General features: G+C 65.3%; 18 protein-coding genes. 12 read left to right on the top strand and 6 right to left on the bottom strand.

Going from position 1 to position 18989, the window contains the following annotated elements; genetic code table 11:
- Positions 1-97: 97 nt before the first annotated feature.
- Positions 98-1201: an LLM class flavin-dependent oxidoreductase gene (locus G6N26_RS12230; protein WP_083017555.1), complete on the bottom strand. Its 1104-nt coding sequence runs from the start codon at positions 1199-1201 to the stop codon at positions 98-100.
- Positions 1202-1264: 63 nt separating this feature from the next.
- Positions 1265-2263: an AraC family transcriptional regulator gene (locus G6N26_RS12225; protein ID WP_067169164.1), complete on the bottom strand. Its 999-nt coding sequence runs from the start codon at positions 2261-2263 to the stop codon at positions 1265-1267.
- A gap of 213 nt (positions 2264-2476) precedes the next feature.
- Here G6N26_RS12225 and G6N26_RS12220 point away from each other — a divergent pair, with 213 nt between their 5' ends.
- The 7 genes from G6N26_RS12220 to G6N26_RS12190 all read left to right on the top strand — a co-directional run bounded on the left by G6N26_RS12220 (position 2477) and on the right by G6N26_RS12190 (position 9932).
- A complete protein-coding gene (locus G6N26_RS12220; RefSeq protein ID WP_067169168.1) occupies positions 2477-3310 on the top strand; it encodes a class I SAM-dependent methyltransferase in 834 nt (277 codons plus the stop codon).
- A gap of 59 nt (positions 3311-3369) precedes the next feature.
- Positions 3370-4623, top strand: a complete 1254-nt coding sequence (locus G6N26_RS12215) for a condensation domain-containing protein (protein ID WP_163648798.1) — start codon at positions 3370-3372, stop codon at positions 4621-4623.
- A 287-nt stretch (positions 4624-4910) separates the two neighbouring features.
- Positions 4911-5612: a Crp/Fnr family transcriptional regulator gene (locus tag G6N26_RS12210; protein WP_163648796.1), complete on the top strand. Its 702-nt coding sequence runs from the start codon at positions 4911-4913 to the stop codon at positions 5610-5612.
- A gap of 46 nt (positions 5613-5658) precedes the next feature.
- Positions 5659-6627: a nitronate monooxygenase gene (locus G6N26_RS12205; protein WP_067169265.1), complete on the top strand. Its 969-nt coding sequence runs from the start codon at positions 5659-5661 to the stop codon at positions 6625-6627.
- Between the two features lie 4 nt (positions 6628-6631).
- Positions 6632-7357: an SDR family NAD(P)-dependent oxidoreductase gene (locus G6N26_RS12200; RefSeq protein ID WP_067169174.1), complete on the top strand. Its 726-nt coding sequence runs from the start codon at positions 6632-6634 to the stop codon at positions 7355-7357.
- A gap of 16 nt (positions 7358-7373) precedes the next feature.
- Positions 7374-9002, top strand: a complete 1629-nt coding sequence (locus G6N26_RS12195) for a GMC family oxidoreductase (protein WP_083017561.1) — start codon at positions 7374-7376, stop codon at positions 9000-9002.
- A 261-nt stretch (positions 9003-9263) separates the two neighbouring features.
- The gene (locus tag G6N26_RS12190; protein ID WP_083017563.1) at positions 9264-9932 is read left to right on the top strand and encodes a hemerythrin domain-containing protein; all 669 of its coding nucleotides are present in this window, start codon (positions 9264-9266) and stop codon (positions 9930-9932) included.
- An 18-nt stretch (positions 9933-9950) separates the two neighbouring features.
- On the opposite strand, the gene G6N26_RS12185 is transcribed toward G6N26_RS12190, so the two are convergent.
- Positions 9951-10568, bottom strand: a complete 618-nt coding sequence (locus G6N26_RS12185) for a sigma-70 family RNA polymerase sigma factor (protein WP_067169268.1) — start codon at positions 10566-10568, stop codon at positions 9951-9953.
- Between the two features lie 264 nt (positions 10569-10832).
- Between G6N26_RS12185 and G6N26_RS12180 the strand changes: the two genes are divergently transcribed.
- Positions 10833-12044: an NAD(P)/FAD-dependent oxidoreductase gene (locus G6N26_RS12180; protein ID WP_083017565.1), complete on the top strand. Its 1212-nt coding sequence runs from the start codon at positions 10833-10835 to the stop codon at positions 12042-12044.
- Between the two features lie 49 nt (positions 12045-12093).
- Here the strand turns inward: G6N26_RS12180 and G6N26_RS12175 are convergent, their stop codons facing one another.
- Entirely contained in the window at positions 12094-12924 is an 831-nt protein-coding gene (locus G6N26_RS12175; protein ID WP_083017567.1) for a class I SAM-dependent methyltransferase, read from the bottom strand.
- A 132-nt stretch (positions 12925-13056) separates the two neighbouring features.
- On the opposite strand from G6N26_RS12175, the gene G6N26_RS12170 reads away from it, so the two are divergent.
- From G6N26_RS12170 to G6N26_RS12155, 4 genes are read left to right on the top strand one after another with little or no spacing between them, the layout of a single operon-like run.
- On the top strand, positions 13057-14769 hold the full coding sequence (locus tag G6N26_RS12170) for a class I adenylate-forming enzyme family protein (protein WP_067169188.1): 1713 nt from the start codon (positions 13057-13059) through the stop codon (positions 14767-14769).
- A complete protein-coding gene (locus G6N26_RS12165; protein ID WP_067169192.1) occupies positions 14769-15455 on the top strand; it encodes a TetR/AcrR family transcriptional regulator in 687 nt (228 codons plus the stop codon). Before G6N26_RS12170 ends, G6N26_RS12165 begins: the two co-directional genes overlap by 1 nt.
- The gene (locus G6N26_RS12160) at positions 15452-16282 is read left to right on the top strand and encodes an SDR family NAD(P)-dependent oxidoreductase (RefSeq protein ID WP_083017569.1); all 831 of its coding nucleotides are present in this window, start codon (positions 15452-15454) and stop codon (positions 16280-16282) included. The genes G6N26_RS12165 and G6N26_RS12160 overlap by 4 nt, the downstream gene beginning before the upstream one ends.
- 12 nt (positions 16283-16294) lie before the next feature.
- Complete coding sequence (locus G6N26_RS12155; RefSeq protein ID WP_163648794.1) at positions 16295-17107, top strand: enoyl-CoA hydratase/isomerase family protein; 813 nt, start codon at positions 16295-16297, stop codon at positions 17105-17107.
- A 14-nt stretch (positions 17108-17121) separates the two neighbouring features.
- On the opposite strand, the gene G6N26_RS12150 is transcribed toward G6N26_RS12155, so the two are convergent.
- A complete protein-coding gene (locus tag G6N26_RS12150; protein ID WP_083017573.1) occupies positions 17122-17781 on the bottom strand; it encodes a hemerythrin domain-containing protein in 660 nt (219 codons plus the stop codon).
- A 107-nt stretch (positions 17782-17888) separates the two neighbouring features.
- Positions 17889-18923: a methyltransferase gene (locus G6N26_RS12145; RefSeq protein ID WP_082991400.1), complete on the bottom strand. Its 1035-nt coding sequence runs from the start codon at positions 18921-18923 to the stop codon at positions 17889-17891.
- Between the last annotated feature and the right edge of the window lie 66 nt (positions 18924-18989).

Here is an 18989-nt window from a genome sequence, read left to right as displayed (position 1 = left end):
CAGAGCGGTGTTCATCACAGCGATCCACTCTGGTTCGGAAAGAGCCGACCCGGATTCGCCGAATAGGCGCCGATAGGCATCGGGGCGCGACGTGAAGTTACTTTGCAACGACAGCCCTCCGATCGTCGGATGCGCGCCGACGGTGCCCAGTCTGTTCGCCCAGGGCCGGCTCACGGCGGGATGGAGTCGGACTCCATCCCAGCTTTGGTCCCAGTCTCTCGGCCATGTCGGTGACTATTTGCACTTGATCGTCTTCGACGAATCCATGTGGCAACGCGAAGGCCACCTCGTTGACGCGCTGAAAACCCCGATGGGCATGAAGGATATCGGCGAGTTCCTCGGAGGTGCCGACGTAGTCGGGCGAGGCGATCATGCCGCGCGGCCCATAGGGCTGCAGCGTGCGATCGATGCGGCCTTGCGCGTAAGCCCGGTACCGGTTGACCTGGGTGGGCGACGCGGAATCGGTCGGGATGACCACCAATGCCTGTGAGATTCGGGCGGTTTGGGGATGGGGATGGTGTGCGCGATACGCATCGATATGCCCGGCCTGGATCGTGGCGAAGTCGCGAGTGCGGCTTCCTTCGCTGCTCACCAAGTTAGCGGTCAGGTAGTTGAGGCCCTGAATCCCGGCCCACACCGCGGATTGCAAGCCTCCGCCGTACCAGACCCGGCCGGCCAGACCGGGCGAGTGGGGCTGGACTCGGCGGAAGAATTCATCGTGACCAACGGTGCCCTCGAAATCACTGACTGGATCGCCCCGCAGGCACGCGAGTAACCGCGTCACTCGTGCTTTCGAAAAGTCCTCCACCTCATGGGTTTCGGGATACAACGCGGACTTGAATCTTTCGTAGAGCACCGGGGTGCCGACCGACACGCCGGGGTTGAGCCGGCCACCCGACAAGATGTCGACGGTTGCCAGGTCTTCAGCGAGGCGCAGCGGGTTCTCCAGGCCGAGCGGGATCACCGCGGTGCCCAGCTCAATCCGGCGGGTGCGCTGGCTGGCGGCGGCCAACAGCGCCACGGGCGAGGCGATACCCCGTTGCAGATGTCGTTGGCGTACCCAGACACTGTCGAAGCCCAGCGCCTCCGCGCGCTCGATCATCCGTAGGGCTTCTTCGTGGCCCGGGCCCGGATCGGCCTCGTCGAACCGGCCGATGGTGAGGAAACCCATTCTGCGCAACGGTGTTCCGCGGTGAGGCATGAATTCGAAGGTATCGACGTGATGGCGGGCTGACTAGCCGATGTGCGCAGCGCGCAGGCCTGATTACGCCCGGCGCGGAAAAGCCGCGCGGTTCAAAGTCACCGAAGGAATCTCGCCGTACCGCTCCGCGTGTGCGGCGGCGAAGCGGCCGAGATTGGTGAAGCCCCAGCGGTAGGCGACTGAGGCGACCGTGACGTCCGCTGGGTCCGACTCGATCAGCGCCTGGTGCGCGTGGCGCAGGCGAACCTCGCGCAGATATGCCATCGGAGACATTCCCAGAGAGCTGCGAAAGCCCTCCTGAAGGGAACGGACACTGACGTGGCTACGCGCCGCAAGCGACGAAACCGTCGTCGGCAGGTGCGCCTCGGATTCGATGATGTCGATCGCCGCCCGGATCGCACCAGGGGGAGCCGTCCCGACGCCGTTCGCCACAGCCTCGCGGTCCGGGTGGTCGACGGCCAGCAGGAGCCCGCGCACGAGGCCGTCGACGAACGGCATCGCGACCAGGGAGTGGTGCAGGAAGCTGTCCGGCCGGCAGAACTGCTGGGTGAACAGCCACAGCATGTTGACCCAACTCCGGGTCAGCGGCGCATCGATCGGCATCACGGGTGCGAAGTCGACCTGCGTCTTCACCTGCCGAGCGAGAGCGTCGCCGAGAGCATGCTCGACGGCGCTACGGTCGATCTTCACGCCCAGCATCCGGCTGCCGGCCGCCCAACGCGCTAAGCCCTGCCCCTCGGGCTGGTACACCGCAAGGGTGCCGGCGCCGGTGAACAGCGACGACCCCCGGTGGTACGACTCGAGGCGACCCGACCGCACCACGTTCACGCGGTATCCGCTGCAGTGCTCGCCGGAATCCACTAAGGCATCGGAGCCGGCGACGAATTCGCTGAACGCAATCGGCCCGATTCGACCCGTCCGCTGGGTGAGCGAGAACGAATTCGGGTCACTGCGTAGCTTGAGATGGGGCTCCTGGCAGCACAGAACGGCGAAGTCATCAAGTGCCTTCGTCGTGATCCATGTATCGGTATCCGAAACGCGCGCTGTCCGCCGGTCGATCACTCGGTCAGCCTCTCCACTTTCCACGGCACCATCGCGTCGACGGTCAACGCCTGACTGCGCCGATGCCAGTGTCGAGGCTACGCCGCCGTGGCGGCAGCGGGGAGTCGCGGCCTGCGCATTTCGGCCGGGGCGCTGCGTGCGGTGGCTAGGGGGCGCCGCGTGAGCTCACTAACGTGGGCGGCGCAATACCCCGACTCAGCGATTGTGCGAGCCATGACTATCGATCAAAAGCCCTCGGATTCCGGCACTTATGTGCTGGGGCATGTCGATACCGAGATTCAGCGTCTGCTGTTGCAGGGCCGTCTGCACAACGACTTCACCGAGCACGTGCTGCGGCTGGCGGGTCTGCGCCCGGGTATGCGGGTGCTGGATGTGGGCTGCGGCCCGGGCGATGTGTCGATCATCGCCGCGCGCCTGGTCGGGCAGGGCGGCTCGGTACTCGGAGTGGATGCGGCCGCCGACGTCGTGGGGCTCGCTCGCTCCCGTGCCGCACAGCAAGGCCTGCACACCGTCAGGTTCGAGGCGACCGCGATCGGCGCCATCCGCCTGAACCGCCCAGTGGACGCCGTGATCGGACGGTTGATCCTCATGCATCTGGCGGACCCCGTCGCTGCGCTGCGTCAGCTCGCGGCGATGGTGCGCCCCGGTGGCCTTGTCATTTTCTGCGAATCCGATATCAATGGGGTCTACAGCGTCGCCGACTTGCCGCTGTGGAGGGCCGTGAAGGACAGTTTCACCAAAACCTTTGAAAGCGTGGGACTTGACGCGGCGTTCGGAGCAAAACTGCATACGGTGTTTCGGCGCGCCGGTCTGGCTCCGCCGCGATTGGTGCTCGGGGCACCGCTCGGCCCGGGCGACGATGCCGACATCCTGACTTACGTTGTGGAGACCTGGCGTTCGATCCTCCCCGTGGCTGAACAGCAGGGCTTGATCCCGGACGAGTTGGCTGACCTGAGCACGCTCAGGCAACGCTTGCAAGCCGAGGCCACCGCGGCGCAAGCCATGATCGTCATGCCACCGCTCGTCTGTGCGTGGGCCCAGGTGTAATCCGCGTCGCGGATATCGACTCGACAGGTTCCACGACAAGCCGGGAGGCACGAAAACTCGTGAGTGACCGCATTGCAGCCACACAACCCGCGGGCATTCTGCGTGCACTCGGGTTGCGGGAACGCTGCTTATATCGTTATTCCGAACGGAATCCGTTGCTGTTCGTACTGGCCGCCGAGTTCGACGTAACCCTCGACCCGCGCCGTGTGGGCGATGCGCTCGATGCCGTGCAACGCCGGCATCCGTTGCTATCAGCCCACATCCAAGATGACACTGTGCTGGGACCGGCGTTCTATCGTGCTGACCTGGTGACACCGATCGAGCTGACGCTTCATCGAGATCCCGACCAAGATTGGCAGGCGCTCGCCGCCGAGGAACTCACCCGGCCCTTCGACATCGCGACGGCTCCGTTGATGCGGGCGACACTTCTCGACCAACGGACGAGCTCGACGCTGCTGCTGACGTTCGACCACGTCATATCCGACGGAATTTCGTCCGTCGCGGTGCTCGACGACCTGCTGGCCACGATCAATGGCGAACGGCTAGCGGCACTGCCACTGCCGGAGTCACTGGAAGCTCTGGCCACTCGCAGGTTCGATGCTTCCCACATCGGTGACGTGCGTCCCGAAGTCGGTGATCCGCGCATGGCCGTGCCCACCCGCGTCCGCCCCTTCGATGCCACGCCACCGTACGTGCATCGGGTTTCGATGGACCGCGGCGCTACCGCGCACCTCATCGAGCGGTGCCGCAATGAGGGCGCTACCGTGCATGCCGCGATCGTGACAGCCGCGTCCCGGGTGCGCAGCGCAGGCTGCGGGGACGATTTCGTCCGCACGTACAGCCCGATCAATGCCAGGGACCTTGTCGCCCAGGCGGCTGGCAGCTGCCTATGTATTTCCTTCGCATGCACCGGGATGGCGCCGGGGGACGGAACCGCGTTTTGGTGCCAGGCGCGCGAGACCAGCGAGCGGTTGAAGGTCATGAGGTCACCTGCAGGACTGATGCTGGGTTCTGCGGTGATCGAGGACAACTTTCCATTCGATGCCGACTGCGAGGCCGCGGAGCACTTCCTTTGCACCCTATTGCCTTTCGAGCTCACGATCACCAACCTGGGTGTTCGAAAACTGTCGCGTCTTCGGCCCGTTCGGCCCCGAGCCATCTGGGGCCCCGTCGTATTGACACAGATCGAACGGGAATGCGTCACCGGGGTCGTCACTTACGACGGCCAGCTTCGCATGGTCACTTGTGGCTACGCGGCCACTGACGACTTCCTCGAGGAGACGCGTGAAATGCTCATCGGCGCAATGGAATAACCGCAGTAGCGGACAGCCATCCGTCGCATCGCGCCGCCCGGGTCGCGTGCGCGATCTGGCCAGCAGCCCGCGTGCGGTGGGTAGTTCGGTCTGCTCTGGCTGCATAGCGTTAGCCCATGGCGAGTCCAGTAGTTGCACCAAGCAGCCGCCGGCTGCGGTGTGCTGGCGGCGCAAAGCAGTGAGGAGTGTGCGGGATCGTGCAGACTGCATATGCGGACATGAAGATACTCGGGCGGCCGGGTCGTTCACATGAAGCGGGGCGACACGAAGGGTTGCAGAGTGCAGACGTGACCCGGGCGTTGCTTGCGTCCGGAATCTTCAGCAAGACCGATCCTCGCGCGGTGTCCGTTTGGGCGAATCAGATGGCGCCCGTGCACCTCCCGCCGGGGCACGTGATGGTCGAAGACGGCAACTTCGGTGGTTGTCTACATGTGATCATCTCCGGGAAAGTCAAAGTCTGCCATCGCCGTACGCGCGGATGTGAGATCGTGCTGAACATCCTGGGTCCGTCCGACATGCTGGGCGTGATAACACTTTTCAGTGCGGGTTCGGAGTATGTGACGGCAACAACCCTCACCGAGGTGACTGCGGTCCCGATCGAACGCGATCAATTCTGCGGGTGGATGGCCGAGCATCCTGAGGTCGCGTGCCAGATGTTGCGTCTGATGGCGCGGTGGACGAAGACGATGACAGATTGCCTGGTCGACTTCGTGTCCGAGGATGCGCAGGTGCGTCTCGCCAGCCGGCTTTTGGCTCTGCGGAAGAGGTTTGGCTTGCAAGACGGTGACGCGGTGCGAGTCGTCCACAACCTGACACCAGGGGACCTTTCTCTCCTCGTCGGTATCGCGCCGGAGACGATCGGCGAGACGCTGCACGATTTCGAGGAGCGCGGCTGGATCCGCTTGGAAGACGACAGCGTGGTGATCGTGGATGCCCAAGCCCTTATGTCCGTGCGGCCATTGGGCGTGTCGGAGGTTTGTGGTGTTTGAGCGATTCAGGTTGGCGGAATTGCGGGCGCGCGTGCTCAGCGCCCCCATGGCCGGTGGACCGTCGACCCCTGCGTTAGCCGCGGCCGTGACCAATGCTGGCGGGCTGGGGTTTCTCGCTGGCGGCACGTTGTCGGCCGGGGATCTGGCCGACGACATCTTGGCTGCGAGGAGGCTGACCTCCGGTGCACTCGGGGTGAATCTGTTTGTGCCGCAGGAGTCAGTGAGCTCGCGGCAACAGCTCGCTGCGTTTGCATCGTCGCTGCAGCGGGACGCCGAATTCTACGGTGTGGCCCTGGGCGAACCGAGTCACGGCGACGACGAGTGGGACGCAAAGCTCGAGGTCGTCTGCGCTCTGCGGCCTGAGGTGGTGTCGTTTACGTTCGGTTCACCCGGCGCCGCCCAATGCCGTCGTCTCGGCGCTGCCGGCATCTTGACCCTCGCCACTGTGACCACAATCCGGGAAGCAGTGATCGCCCTCGGTTGTGGGGTGGACGCCCTGGTGGCCCAAGGGCCCGAGGCGGGCGGGCACCGGGCGACCTTCGATCCGCTCGCTGTGCCGTCTGACAATCCGCTCGATGACCTGGTCGCAGCCTTGGTCGCCTGCTTTGACTGTCCCGTCGTGGCCGCCGGGGGGGTGGGCAGCCACGATGATGTGCGCCGGCTTCGCGATGCGGGTGCCGCGGCGGTTCAGCTCGGGACGGCGTTCTTGCTCGCAAACGAGGCCGGCACCAACTCCGTGCACCGTGCCGCGTTGTGCGATCCGCGGTTCACGGAGACGGTATTGACGCGCGCGTTCACCGGACGCTATGCGCGTGCCTTGCGCAACCGATTCATTGACATGCATGACGACGACGCGACTTTCGGCTTTCCCGAGGTTGCCATGATGACCGGGCCCATCCAGGCGGCCGCAGTGAAGTTGGGCGACCCGCACGGCGTCGGCATGTGGGCAGGCACCGCATTCCGCACCGCGAGAACGGGTTCGGCCGCCGACATCGTCCGCGCTCTGGCGGATTGAACCGATGACCATCGAACGCGGCCGCGGCAAAGTTGCGATCATCACCGGCGCCTCGCGGGGGATCGGTGCGGGTTTGGTCGACGCATATCGTAAACGCGGCTACGGGGTCATCGCCAACTCGCGTGCCATATCCGATTCGCCCCATCCCGAAGTCGTCACCGTGGCAGGCGATGTCGCTGATCCCGACACCGCAGATCGTCTCGTTCTCGAGGCGATGGCGCGTTATGGCCGAATCGACACCCTGGTCAACAACGCCGGGGTCTTCGTTCCCAAGCCCTTCATTCAGTACACGCCCCAGGACTATGCGCGGGTGACCTCGGTCAACGTGCTCGGCTTCTTTCACGTCACTCAGCGCGTCATCGCTCGAATGCTCGCGCAGGGCCACGGCGGTCACATCATCAACATCACGACCGCTCTCGTGGACCAACCGCAATCTGCCGTGCCGTCGGTATTGGCGGCGCTTACCAAAGGCGGCTTGGCGGCCGCGACCAAATCACTGGCGATCGAATATGCGCGCAACGGAATTCGGGTCAACGCAATATCTCCCGGAGTCATCGATACGCCGATGCACTTGGGTGTGGACGCCCGCGCGGCCTATGCCGGAGCGCATCCCCAGAACCGGATAGGGGCCGTCGCCGACGTCGTGCATGGGGCGCTCTACCTGGAAACGGCGCCCTTCGTCACGGGCGAAATCCTCCACATCGACGGCGGACAAAGCGCGGGCCACTAGGGGTCCGAGGGTAACGATGTCGACTGATTCGCGACAGGGCGTGGACAACAAACTGGATTGGCGCGTACGCGCGAACCAGGAGCGCCTCTCCGCCGGCTTGAAACAGGATTACGACTTCATCGTCTGTGGCGCGGGCTCGTCAGGTTGCGTGGTTGCCCGCCGACTGGCTGAGGACTCAGCGGCCAGCGTCCTGTTGCTGGAGGCCGGCGGCACCGACGACATCCCTAGTGTCACCGAGTCACGTCTGTGGCATACGAACCTTGGCGGCGCGACGGATTGGGCTTTCGTGGGCGAGCCTAACGAACACCTGAACGGCCGGGCACTACCACTGTCGATGGGAAAGGTTCTCGGAGGGGGCTCGAGCATCAACCTGATGGCCTGGGCCCGCGGCCACAAGGCAGACTGGGACTTTTTCGCCACCGAATCGGGGGACAAGGCGTGGAGCTACACGTCGGTTCTCGATGTCTATCGCCGTATCGAGGATTGGCACGGCGCCCCCGACGACGAATATCGGGGCAGCGGCGGGCTTATCTTTGTGCAGCCCAAGCAAAATCCCCACCCCGCTAGCCCCGTCGTGCTGGAAGCCGCCAGCTGCCTCGGCATCGCGGTCTTTGACCATCCGAACGGCAAGATGATGGAGGGCAAGGGCGGGGCGGCCATCTTCGACATCAGCGCCCGCGACGGCAAGCGCCAATCGGTCTTCCGCTCCTACACGTATCCCTACATGGACAGGCCGAATCTGACCGTGCTGGCAAACACGTTGGTGCGCCGGGTCATCATTGATCGCGGCCAGGCGACCGGTGTCGAAGTCTGTTGTCGCGGTGAGATAAGGCGATTTCGGTGTGGCACAGAGGTCGTGCTGTCAATGGGTGCCGTCCATACCCCCAAAGCGCTCATGTTGTCTGGTGTGGGCGACCAAGACAGGTTGCGCCCCCTGGGTATACCTGTGCATCAGCACCTACCCGGCGTCGGCCGAAACTTGCAAGACCACCTTGGCTTCTCGTGCATCTGGGCAATCCCGTCCAGTTCCCCCGCCGAACAGCCAGGGGACGCGGTGATGTACTGGCCCGGCAATACGGCCTCGGACCAGCCCCAGTTGTTCGCCTGCCAAGGGGCGCTCCTGTTGACCACCCCGGAAAACGGCGCGCGATTCGGTCTTCCCGAGAACGGCTGGACGATGCTGGGCGCACTCACCCACCCCAAAAGCCGCGGCTGGATCGAGCTGATCAGTCCCGATCCGGATGGTCCCGTCCGGCTGGTACACAACGGCTTGTCGCATCCAGACGATGTGCGCCTGGCCCTCGAGTGCGTCGAAAGCATGCGCGAAGTCGGTAACTCCCCGCTGCTGCGAACGTATTTCAACGGTGAGGTCATGCCCGGGGATCTCGGCGGTGAAGACCTCGTGAGGTATCTGCGTGATGCGGCGCTCACTTACTGGCACCTCGTCGGCACCGCGAAGATGGGAACCGATCCGCTCGCTGTCGTCGACGGCAGGCTCAAGGTGTACGGAATCGAAAACCTACGCGTCGCCGATGGCTCCGTTATGCCCAGAATCACGAGCGCAAATACGATGGCGCCCTGCGTGGTCATCGGCGAGCGCGCGGCCAATGCGATCAAGGCCGAGCACGGGCTGGCAGACACGTGATGAAGCTCAACTGCCGGCGGCACGGATTGCACGGTACCGAACCATTTATGCCGCCCAAACATGTTTCATGGCAATGCTATTAGAGATCACAATCCCCAGGTGGGTCATTTCTGTGTCCGTCACGGGGGAGACCATTGCCCCAACCGCAAGGAGAATCGCATGCGCGGCTTTGTTCACCAGAAGGCGTTCGACGAGATCGCGGACGGATCATTGTGCCGATGGCGTGCCTGGCCGCCGGGGCGGGGCCGAGGGGAGTAGGGAATGCCTACCGATGCGTTCGAGATGGCCTTGGTACACCGCGTTTTCCGCGACCAGCTCAACCTCGCACCACAGCTGATAAGTTCGGTGCGGCCGTGGCAGCGTCGGCGCATGAAGGTTGTAGCAGGCCACATCACCAACGTTCTGGCGGCGTTGCATCACCACCACGTCGCCGAAGACGAACTGCTGTGGCCGACGCTGCATGCCCGGGTACCGCTGCGCTCAGAAGACATCCATCGCATGGGGACCGAGCACTCGCTCATAGCGAAGTTAGTGAGCAGTGTCGAACTACGGCTGGCCGAGTGGATGACTGCACTCGATTCGCCTGTGGCCCAATCGCAGGCGGCGGAGACATTGATTTCCGAGATCACGGCGCTTCGTGAGTCGGTCAGCGATCACCTCGGGGCCGAAGAGGACCGGGTCGTCCCGCTGATCAACGAGAACCTTACCGACGCCGAATGGCGCGCGGTCACGGAGCGTGGCGCCGCCTTCCTCAGCGGCCGTAACATATGGTTCGGCATCGCCTTCGTCGGCACGGTTCTCGAGGCATGCACCACGGACGAGCGACGACGCTTCCTCGCCGGCATGCCACCGCAGAAAAGGTTGCTGGTGCGGCTGTGCGTACGACGAGTTGCGGCCAGCTATCGCACTCGCCTTGAACGCACAAGGTAGCCAGGCGCTGCGGGAACCTTATGCGGCGATCACAGCGTCCGGTGCGCGGAGGTATCCGCGCTGAATCGCATAGTCCGCCAGCAACGTCCGCAAGTTCCGCCGCCCCCGATGGATGCGAGACATGACCGACCCCAGCGGCATCTCGAGCACGGCGGCGATCTCCTTGTACCGCAGGCCTTCAACGTCGGCGTAGTACAGAGCCATTCGCTGACCCTCGGGAAGTTTCTGTAGCGCGTCGCGAACCTCGTCGTCACCGAGCAGTTCGAGAGCTTCGCATTCAGCCGACAATTGCCCGGACCGCCAGTGCGGTGTCCGGACGGAGACCGAGACATCGCCGATTTCCCCGGACAACCACTCATTCGGGCGTCGCGTGGCGGTGCGGTGGTTGTTGATCCAGGCGTTGTTCATGATCGTGAACAGCCATGCGCGAATGTTGGTGCCTTCTTTGAAGGATCGAAAGCCCACGTAGGCCCTGAGCAGGGTTTCCTGAACGAGATCTTCCGCGTCCGTGTGCGTCCGGGTGTACCTGCGGGCCGCGCGATACAGCTGGTCGAGCCACGGCAGGGCCTCCTGCTCGAACCGGGCGACGAGATCGTCGACGCCCCGGGGGTTCGAATGCGTTGCGGAGGACGGCATGTTCGTCACCTCGTGGTAGTCGGGTGTGGCCAGGTCTTTCCATCACACCCCGCCCCGGTCATCTTGTCCAATGAACACTTACGATCTGTTTCATCTGTCAAATAGATGAAGTATTGGCGTAATAAACGTCGCTCGCCCGGTGTTCCCTCGGTCGACGGACTGCAGTGAAACGGGACACACCCCGGCCTATGGTGTCACAACGAGCCGACCGGCGGTGTCCTAAGGCATAGATACCCACAGGAAACCGCATGAGGAGGTTCGGTCATGAGAAGGAAAACCACGCAACCACTTTCGTTCCGCAAGCACCGGGTGGTCGTGATCGGCGGCGGCTATTCCGGCGCCTTGGCCGCCAACCGGTTGCAACAGCGCCCCGACGTCGACATCACGGTCGTCAACGCCCGGCCGATCTTCGTCGAGCGCATCCGACTGCATGAGATGGTCGCCGGCAGTGGCGAGGCCACCAGGGATCTGGCGGCCATGCTGGGCAAGACCGTGCGATTGGTCGTCGGCACGGTGGAGCGCATCGACGTCAGCCGCCGCAGCGTGGAGTTGACGTCGGGCGAAACGCTGCCCTACGACTACCTGATCTATGCCGTTGGCAGCACCGGCGCGGTACCGTCCTCGGTGCCTGGCGCGCGTGAATTCGCCTATCCCATCGCCGAACTCGAACAGGCTGAGCGGGTGCGCGCGGTCCTGGCCGACTTGCCGGCGGACGCTTCGATCTGCGTCGTCGGTGGCGGATTGACGGGGATAGAGGCGGCCTCCGAACTCGCCGAACAACGTCCCACCGTCCACGTGACGCTGGTGTGTGGGAAGGTCTTGGCCCCATCCATTGGGGAGAAGGCGCGCCGTTCCGTACGGCGTCAACTCACGCGTCTTGGTGTCGAGGTGCTCGACGACGCCGTCGTCGCGGAATTGGACGCCGGCTACGTGCGCTTGACCGACGGGCGTGAGTTGCCCAGCGCGCTGACGGTGTGGACCGCCGGGTTCGGGGTACCGGAGCTCGCCGCCCGCAGCGGACTGAGTACCGACGAACTGGGCCGCCTGGTCACGGACGAAACCCTCACCAGCATCGACGATCCGCGCATCGTCGCGGCGGGAGACGCTGCGGCGCCGAGCAATCAACCGCTGCGCATGGGTTGTCAGGCAGCGCTCCCGCTGGGCGCCAAGGCGGCGAATACGGTGCTCGACCGCATCGAGGGCAAACAGCCCGGTGTCGTCGACCAGGCGTTCGTGGGACAGAACATCAGCATCGGGCGCCGGCACGGGACCATCCAGTTGTCGTATCGCGACGACACGCCCCGACGAATCTATTTGGTGGGCAAGCTGGCGGCGTCGGTGAAGGAATTCGTCTGCCGCAGCACCGTCACGGTGATCACCAAGGAAGCTCGCAAGCCCGGCGCCTTTCGCTGGCCAACCGGGGACCGGGATGCCAGGGCGCCGCAGGTCGTCCGGCAAGCCGCGCCCACGGCGTGATCCGACGGTGGCGTGCGTTGGCCGAGATCGCCCGCACGCCACCGTTCACCTATACCCGCGCCCAGGCGCCGATCAGCGTCGGCGTGATCGTGATGGCTTCCGCGGCGGCGGCCTGGTCCAGCAGCCGCTGCGCAAGCGTGTCCAGATCGGCCAGCTCCTCCGAGACCAGACCCGCGCGTTCGGCCACCGGCAACATCGAACGCCACGTCTCGGCCAGCTGAATCGCGACGTCCGCGTCGCCGCCCACCCCGCCCAGCCGTACCCGGGGCGCCCCCAGGCCGGCACGGCGAAACGCCGCATCCAGCTTGATGCCGAAGGTTGTGTCACAGCCTGCGCTCCGAAACGCCTGGGCGACAGCGTCTACCAGCGCACGCCACAGCGGCAAGTCGGGCAGGCTGCCCGCCACCGTGGAGTTCATTTCGCAGAACGCGACGACGCCGCCCGGGCGCACCATTGCGGCGAGCCGGCGCAGCGATTCGACTGGGTCGGGCAGATACATCAGGATCATCCGGCCGATCACGGCGTCGACGGGTTCGTCGAGCGCGATGTCGTCGATCGCGATCGGCTCGAAGCGGACATTGTCGCTACCGTGCTCGACGGCACGGGCGCGGGCGAACTCGATGACCGCCGCGGAGGCATCCACGCCGAGCACCCGACCCATCGGCCCCACCAGACGTGACGCGATGAACGACACATCGCCGGGGCCGCAACCGATGTCGAGCACCCGCATCCCGGGTTGCAGACCCGCCTGTTCGAAGACATAGGTGGTGTAGTCGTCATACAGCCTGCCCTGCAACAGGAGCCGCCGGACTTCGCGATCGACATGACCCAGCACGTAGCTGCCGTCATCCGGCCCGTGAAAGCTTGGTGCGTTGCTCATAGGCGGTTCCGAGTCACTTTCTGCCTCGTAGTTGCGGCGCGGCTTGATCCGACCTAACTCTCCATAACCCCGGCCGGCCCGATTTGCATCCCACCTTGCCGACGATTAGTCGAATACTTTACGATCCGTTAAATGAACGTCGAAACACACAAGTTCTACGCGGAACTCGGTTACCCGGCCCAGTGGCTCGAGGAGGCCGAGCGGTATCGAACCGAAGACGCCTATGTGATGTTCGACCCGGGCTGGGCCGAACCGCTTCCGCCGGTACCGGAGGAGACCGTCGACGTCATCGTGCGGCGAAACGCCGAGCAACGGCCCGACGCGCCGGCGATCGTCTACCTCGGTCACACCATCACCTACGGCGAACTGCATGACTTCGTCGGTCGCGCGGCCGCCGTCCTGCAGAGCACGGGGGTGGGCCGCGGCGACGTCGTGGCCGTGATGGTGCCCACCTCGGCAATGCACTGGATAGTCTTCTTCGCCCTCGCGCGGCTCGGCGCCGTGCATTGCGGCGTCAACGTCATGTACCGCGCCGACGAGCTTCGGTTCGTGCTCGATGACGCCCGGCCCCGCGTCATCGTCTGCCTCGACAAGCTGCTGCCCGTTGTCGAGCAGGCGACCGTCGCTGCCGCGCGCCCAACCGTGTTCACGGTGTCGATCACCGATCTGGCCGATCCCGGCTTCGCCCCCTATCCCGGCCTGGACGCATGGTGGCCCTCGCCGGGCGAGGCTCAAACCGTCGCGGCGCTAGAGCTTTTCGCCCACATGATGAACACCCGCCCGCGGCCGCACCCCGACAAGGTCGACGACGTGCGTGCGGATATCGGCCAGATCGTCTACACCGCGGGCACCACCGGTCGCCCGAAAGGGGTCCTGCAGACGCATTACAACCTGATGCACAACGCTGTCACCCACACCGTGGCGATGCCGGGTGTGGCAACCCCGGTCGCCGTGTCCATCCTGCCGCTGTTTCACACCGGCGGTTTTTTCGTCTACTCGCTGCCGACATTTGTGCGCGGCGGCACGGTCATCCCGCGACCGTTGTTCGAACCCGACGACTTTCTCGGGTGCGTGCGACGGCACGCGGTCAACGTGCTCCTCGGGCCTCCCACGTTGTACGCGGCCCTGCTACAGCGAGGTGTGGGGCGCGCCGACCTTGGCGGCGTGCGGATCTGCGCGGCGGGCGCCGCCCCCATCCCGGCCGACCTGCCGCGGCGGTGGAAGGAGACGACCGGACTCGATCTGTACGGCGGATGGGGGATGAGCGAGCTCAACAGCATGGGCACGTTCAACGCCCTGCCCGGCAAACCGACTCCCGATACGCTCGGGGTGCCGGTCGTCGGCGAGGTCCGGGTGACCGTCGACGGGCGGGTCGCCGCCCGTGAGGCCCACGGCGACATCGAGTTTCGCGGCCTACAGGTGTCACGGGGCTATCTCGGCCGGCCGCGGGACACCGAGGAGAGCTTCGGCGCCGATGGCTGGTTGCGCACCGGCGACATCGGCTACGTCGACCACACCGACGCCCTGCACTACGTCGACCGCAAGAAGGACCTCCTGGTGATTTCGGGCTACAACGTCTCTCCGGCGGAGATCGAAGCGACATTGCTGCGGCATCCCCGGATCGTCGAGGCCGCCGTCGTCGGCGAGAGCGATCCCTATCGCGGCGAAATTCCCGTCGCGTTTGTCGTCGGCGACGTCACGCCGGCAGATGTAGACGCCCACTGCCGCGCGCATCTGGCGGCGATCAAGGTGCCGCGCCGGGTCGAGGTCGTTGCGGCGCTGCCGAAGAACTCGATGGGGAAGACTCTCAAACGTGAATTGCCGGTACGACGGACGGGGAAGTGATGCCCAACGCGAATGAGCTGGCGGTGGCGGCGCGGCGTCGCCGCGAGCGCGAACGCAACGCGCGACGGGACAGCATCCTGGCGGCGGCTCGGGAGACGTTCAGCACCCGCGGGTTCGCGGGTTCCACGATGGAGGAAGTGGCGCTGCGCGCCGAGATCACCAAGCCGACGCTCTACGGTTACTTCCGCACCAAGGACGAACTGCTGCTCACGCTGATGCTCCCGGTGTTCGCCGACATCGGCGCTCAGCTGCAGGCGTTGCAGCGCGACCTCGAGGCGGGGAAGATCGGCAGCTGCCAGCAGCTGATCGGTCAATTCCTCGACGCCGTGCTCACGCCGTACCGCACCGACCCCGAGCGCTTCCGGCTCACCCAGCTGCTGCACCAGACACGGCTGGTCGAGACGCTGGACCCGAACACCCTTGCCGCGCTTGATACCCAGGGCCGAAAGGACTTCACCCTGGCGCGCTCGATCCTTCGGACCGCCGTTCAACAGGAACTGATTCGCGACGTGCCGGTGGTCCCGCTGGCGGATGTCATCTGGGGCATCGTGGTCGGCACCATCCAAGTCGAGGACATCAAGAACCGCACCGGTGGCCGCGCCCAACACACCGCGACGCTGCAGCTCGCCGCCGACCTGCTCACCGCCGCGCTCGATCCCGCCGCCGAGTCAGGGCAGCCGCGTTGAGCGAGGAACTCGAGGGTAGAGTCGCCATCGTCACCGGGGCCGCTCGCGGGATCGGCGCCGCGATCGCCCGGCGCCTCTCGGCGGCAGGCGCCGCCGTCGTCATGACCGATCTCGCCCGCGTCGAATTGCATTCGGCGGCAGCCCAATTGCTCGGTCCGTCCACCACCGTCGATGTCGATCTCACTGCCGCCGGCGCGCCCGAGGCCGTGGTCGACGCCGCGGTGCGGGACTATGGTCGGTTGGACATCGTGGTCAACAACGCCGGATATACCTGGGACGGACCGATACACACCATGTCGGACGAGCAATTCCAGGCGATGCTCGACATCCACACCGTCACGCCATTCCGGCTGCTGCGCGCCGCGGCAAAACCCATGCGCACCGCGGCGAAGGAAGAGCTTGCCGCCAGCAGGCTCGCGCATCGCAAGGTGGTCAACGTGGTTTCGCTCGCCGGCCTGATGGGCCAAGGGGGCCAGGTCAACTACTCGGCCGCCAAGGGCGCGACCATCGCCATGACCAAGGCGCTCGCCAAGGAGTGGGGGCACCTCGGCATCAACGTCAACGCCGTGGCCCCCGGCTTCATCGAAACCCGGTTGACCGCAGACCCCGAGGCCGGCAACCGCATCGAGGTGGCCGGCCGCGCGCATCAACTGGGCATCTCCGAGGCGGTGCGCCGAAACGCTGTGGTCACCAATCCTTTGGGGCGCGTGGGATCGCCGGCCGAGATCGCCGAAGCCGTCGCGTGGCTGGCCTCGCCCGCTTCGGACTACGTCCAGGGCCACGTATTGACCGTCAGCGGTGGCCAGATCGGGGGCATGACATGGTGAAAGGGCATCGACGTGACTGACACATCCATCCGCACCGGCGTGGTGAAATACGAGGAGCGAGGCCATATCGCCGTGGTCACCCTCAGCAGGCCGGAGCAACGCAACGCGTTCGACCGCGAACTGTCCGCCGCCACGCTGGCCGCCTGGGACCGCATCAAGGCGGACCCCAACATCCGTGTCGCCGTCGTCACCGGCGCGGGTCCGGCGTTTTCGGCCGGCGCGGACTTGAAGAAGCTCATCCCGCACATCCGCGCCGCCAGCGACGAGGACAACCGCCGCCGGGCCTGGGAAGGGCCGGGATGGGCGGGAGTCTCGGGTGGCTACACGATCAACACTCCGATCATCGCCGCCATCAACGGCGACTGCATCGCCGGGGGGCACGAGCTGGCGGAATTCTGCGATATCCGAATCACCGTGCCGCATGCGCGCTTTGGACATCAGGAGATCAAGTGGGGTCTGATGCCCGGCGACGGGGGTTGTTCGCGATTGCCGCGCATCATCGGGCTGGGCCGGGCGATGGAGCTGATCTTGACGGGACGGATCTACGACGCCGAGGAAGCGCTCCGAATCGGTTTCGTCACCAAGATCGTCGAGCCGCATCAGCTCATGCGCGAAGCGCTCGCCATCGCCGAGACGATCGCCTCCAACGGTCCGTTGGCGGTGCGCGCGGCAAAGCAGACGATTCTTCGGGGTGTCGGTCGGCCGTTGAACGACAACATTCCGTTCGAGACCGAAACTTTCAGCTACCTGTGCAAGTCCGAGGACTGGACGCGGGGCCAACGCGCGTTTTTTGCCGGCGAGAAACCCGACTTCCAGGGACGGTAGACGCGCCGCCGCGCTCAACGGTCCTCTGCACTTGGGGAGGGGGCGCCGTGCACACGCTTGGCGTGGGCGGCGAACACCCGCTTGCCGAGACGCGGTATCAATATTCGCCCCGCGAGCGGTGCGTCGTCGAGCGCTCCCTTGACGACGTCGGGGTCGCCCTCATGCATCATCAGACTGAAACACAGCAGCATGTCCTTCGGCGAGAAGGAGTGCATGCCGTGCTGTGCCATCTGCTTCCACTCCTGTGCCGTGACACAGCTTTTGGCGAGGGGAAGGATCTGCTCTTCCTCCATCACAGTGTGCTCGACCAGCACGTTGAACAGGTGGTCGAAGACATCGGCAAGGTTGGCTCCCCGCCGCGTGGTGGCTCGCCAGATCGGTATCAGCTCGGCCGCCCGCGTCAGAGCCGCGTCGATGGCCGCGTGCTGCTGTTCCATTGCGGCCACCACAACGGTTGCCTGTGTCCCCGCCCGTTCGCGCAGTTTGGGCCACAGGATCGCGTCTTCCGCTTCGTGGTGCACGTGAAGCAGCCGGCACAGGAGGTCGGCGTGCGTGGCGACGACCGCCGCGCGCTTGGTGTCGCCCGTGGCGACACCGCGGAATAATCCCGGCATGAGGCGAAATTCGCGCCGGAGCGTGTCGTGCATCAGGTACATGTCACGCACGTCGGCCATCGCCGGGCCCGCGGTGGCGGGTTCGTGCCTTCTACCGAGCTGAGCCATAGCCGGAAACTCTTTCTGAGTCGCGAGGAAAACCACTACTCGTCATCGGTGACGCGCAGCTATTTCGGCTGAGCTTCGATCACGCTGTGTCCCAACGGGTTGCGATGGAACGCCGTGCGCCGCAGACCGGCGCCCTGCAGCAACGCGTCGAACTCGTCCAGCGTGCGCTCCCGGCCGTCCTGGCACGACGCCAGCATGTTGAGGTCCATGAGCGCGGCAAAACCGGGGTCGTCGGGATCGCCCATGATCCACTCGACGATGACGACTCGGCCGCCGGGTTCTATCGCCTGGCGGCACCGGTCGAGGATGGTGACACAGTGTTCGTCGTCCCAGTCGTGCAGGATCATCTTGAGCAGGTAAAGGTCTCCGGGCGGCACCGACACGAAGAAGTCGCCACCGACGGCGTCGAGCCGCTGGGCCTGGTCGCTCGCCGCGATCGACTGGGCGATTTTTTGGGCAACATTGGGTCTGTCGAAGATCACGCCGCGCAGTTGTGGATTGCGAACCTGCAGCTGCCGCAGCAGACTGCCGCTGGCACCACCGACGTCGACCGCGCACCGGACGCCGGTCGTGTCGAGCAGGTCGGCGACGTCACCCGCCCAGTGAACTGTCAGCGCCGCCATGAGATCGGAGAACTCGCGCCCCTCCTCCGGGTTCTCTTCCAGATAGGTGAACAGGTCTGTTCCCAGTGCGGTGGTCGCCGGCTGGATGCCCGTTCGAATCGCGTCCGCCAGCAACCGCACCGACAGCGTGTGCCAGGGTGCGGTGAATCCCATGATGATCGGATGCAGCGATCGCGGTGAATCGCTGTGCATCGCGTCGAGCAGCGCTGTGCTTTCGAACAATCCGTCTCTGGTCGACTTCAGCATCCCGATGGCCACGCCCGCCCGCATCAGGCGATAGGTGCGGTCGGGCAGGCTGCCCTCGCGCGCGGCCACCTCCGCGGCGGTCATTGGGCCGTCGGCGAGGTGGTCGGCCACCGAGAGCGTGGCCAACGCGCGCAGGATCTGGCTGCGCCAGTGGCCGTAGACGAGGTCGAGCACCCGTGCCTCGATGTCCGCCTGGACGAGCTGTGTCGATTCCCCCTGTAGCACTTGCTATCTCCTTGCGTCGTGTCCGGTGCATGGCCTGTTGCCTACACCGAACACCGCTCGGGAAGA

It is taken from the genome of Mycobacterium marseillense (assembly GCF_010731675.1).
GTDB lineage: Bacteria > Actinomycetota > Actinomycetes > Mycobacteriales > Mycobacteriaceae > Mycobacterium > Mycobacterium marseillense.
Note: the sequence above shows the minus strand (reverse complement) of the source record. Positions and strands in the feature narration are given on the sequence as shown.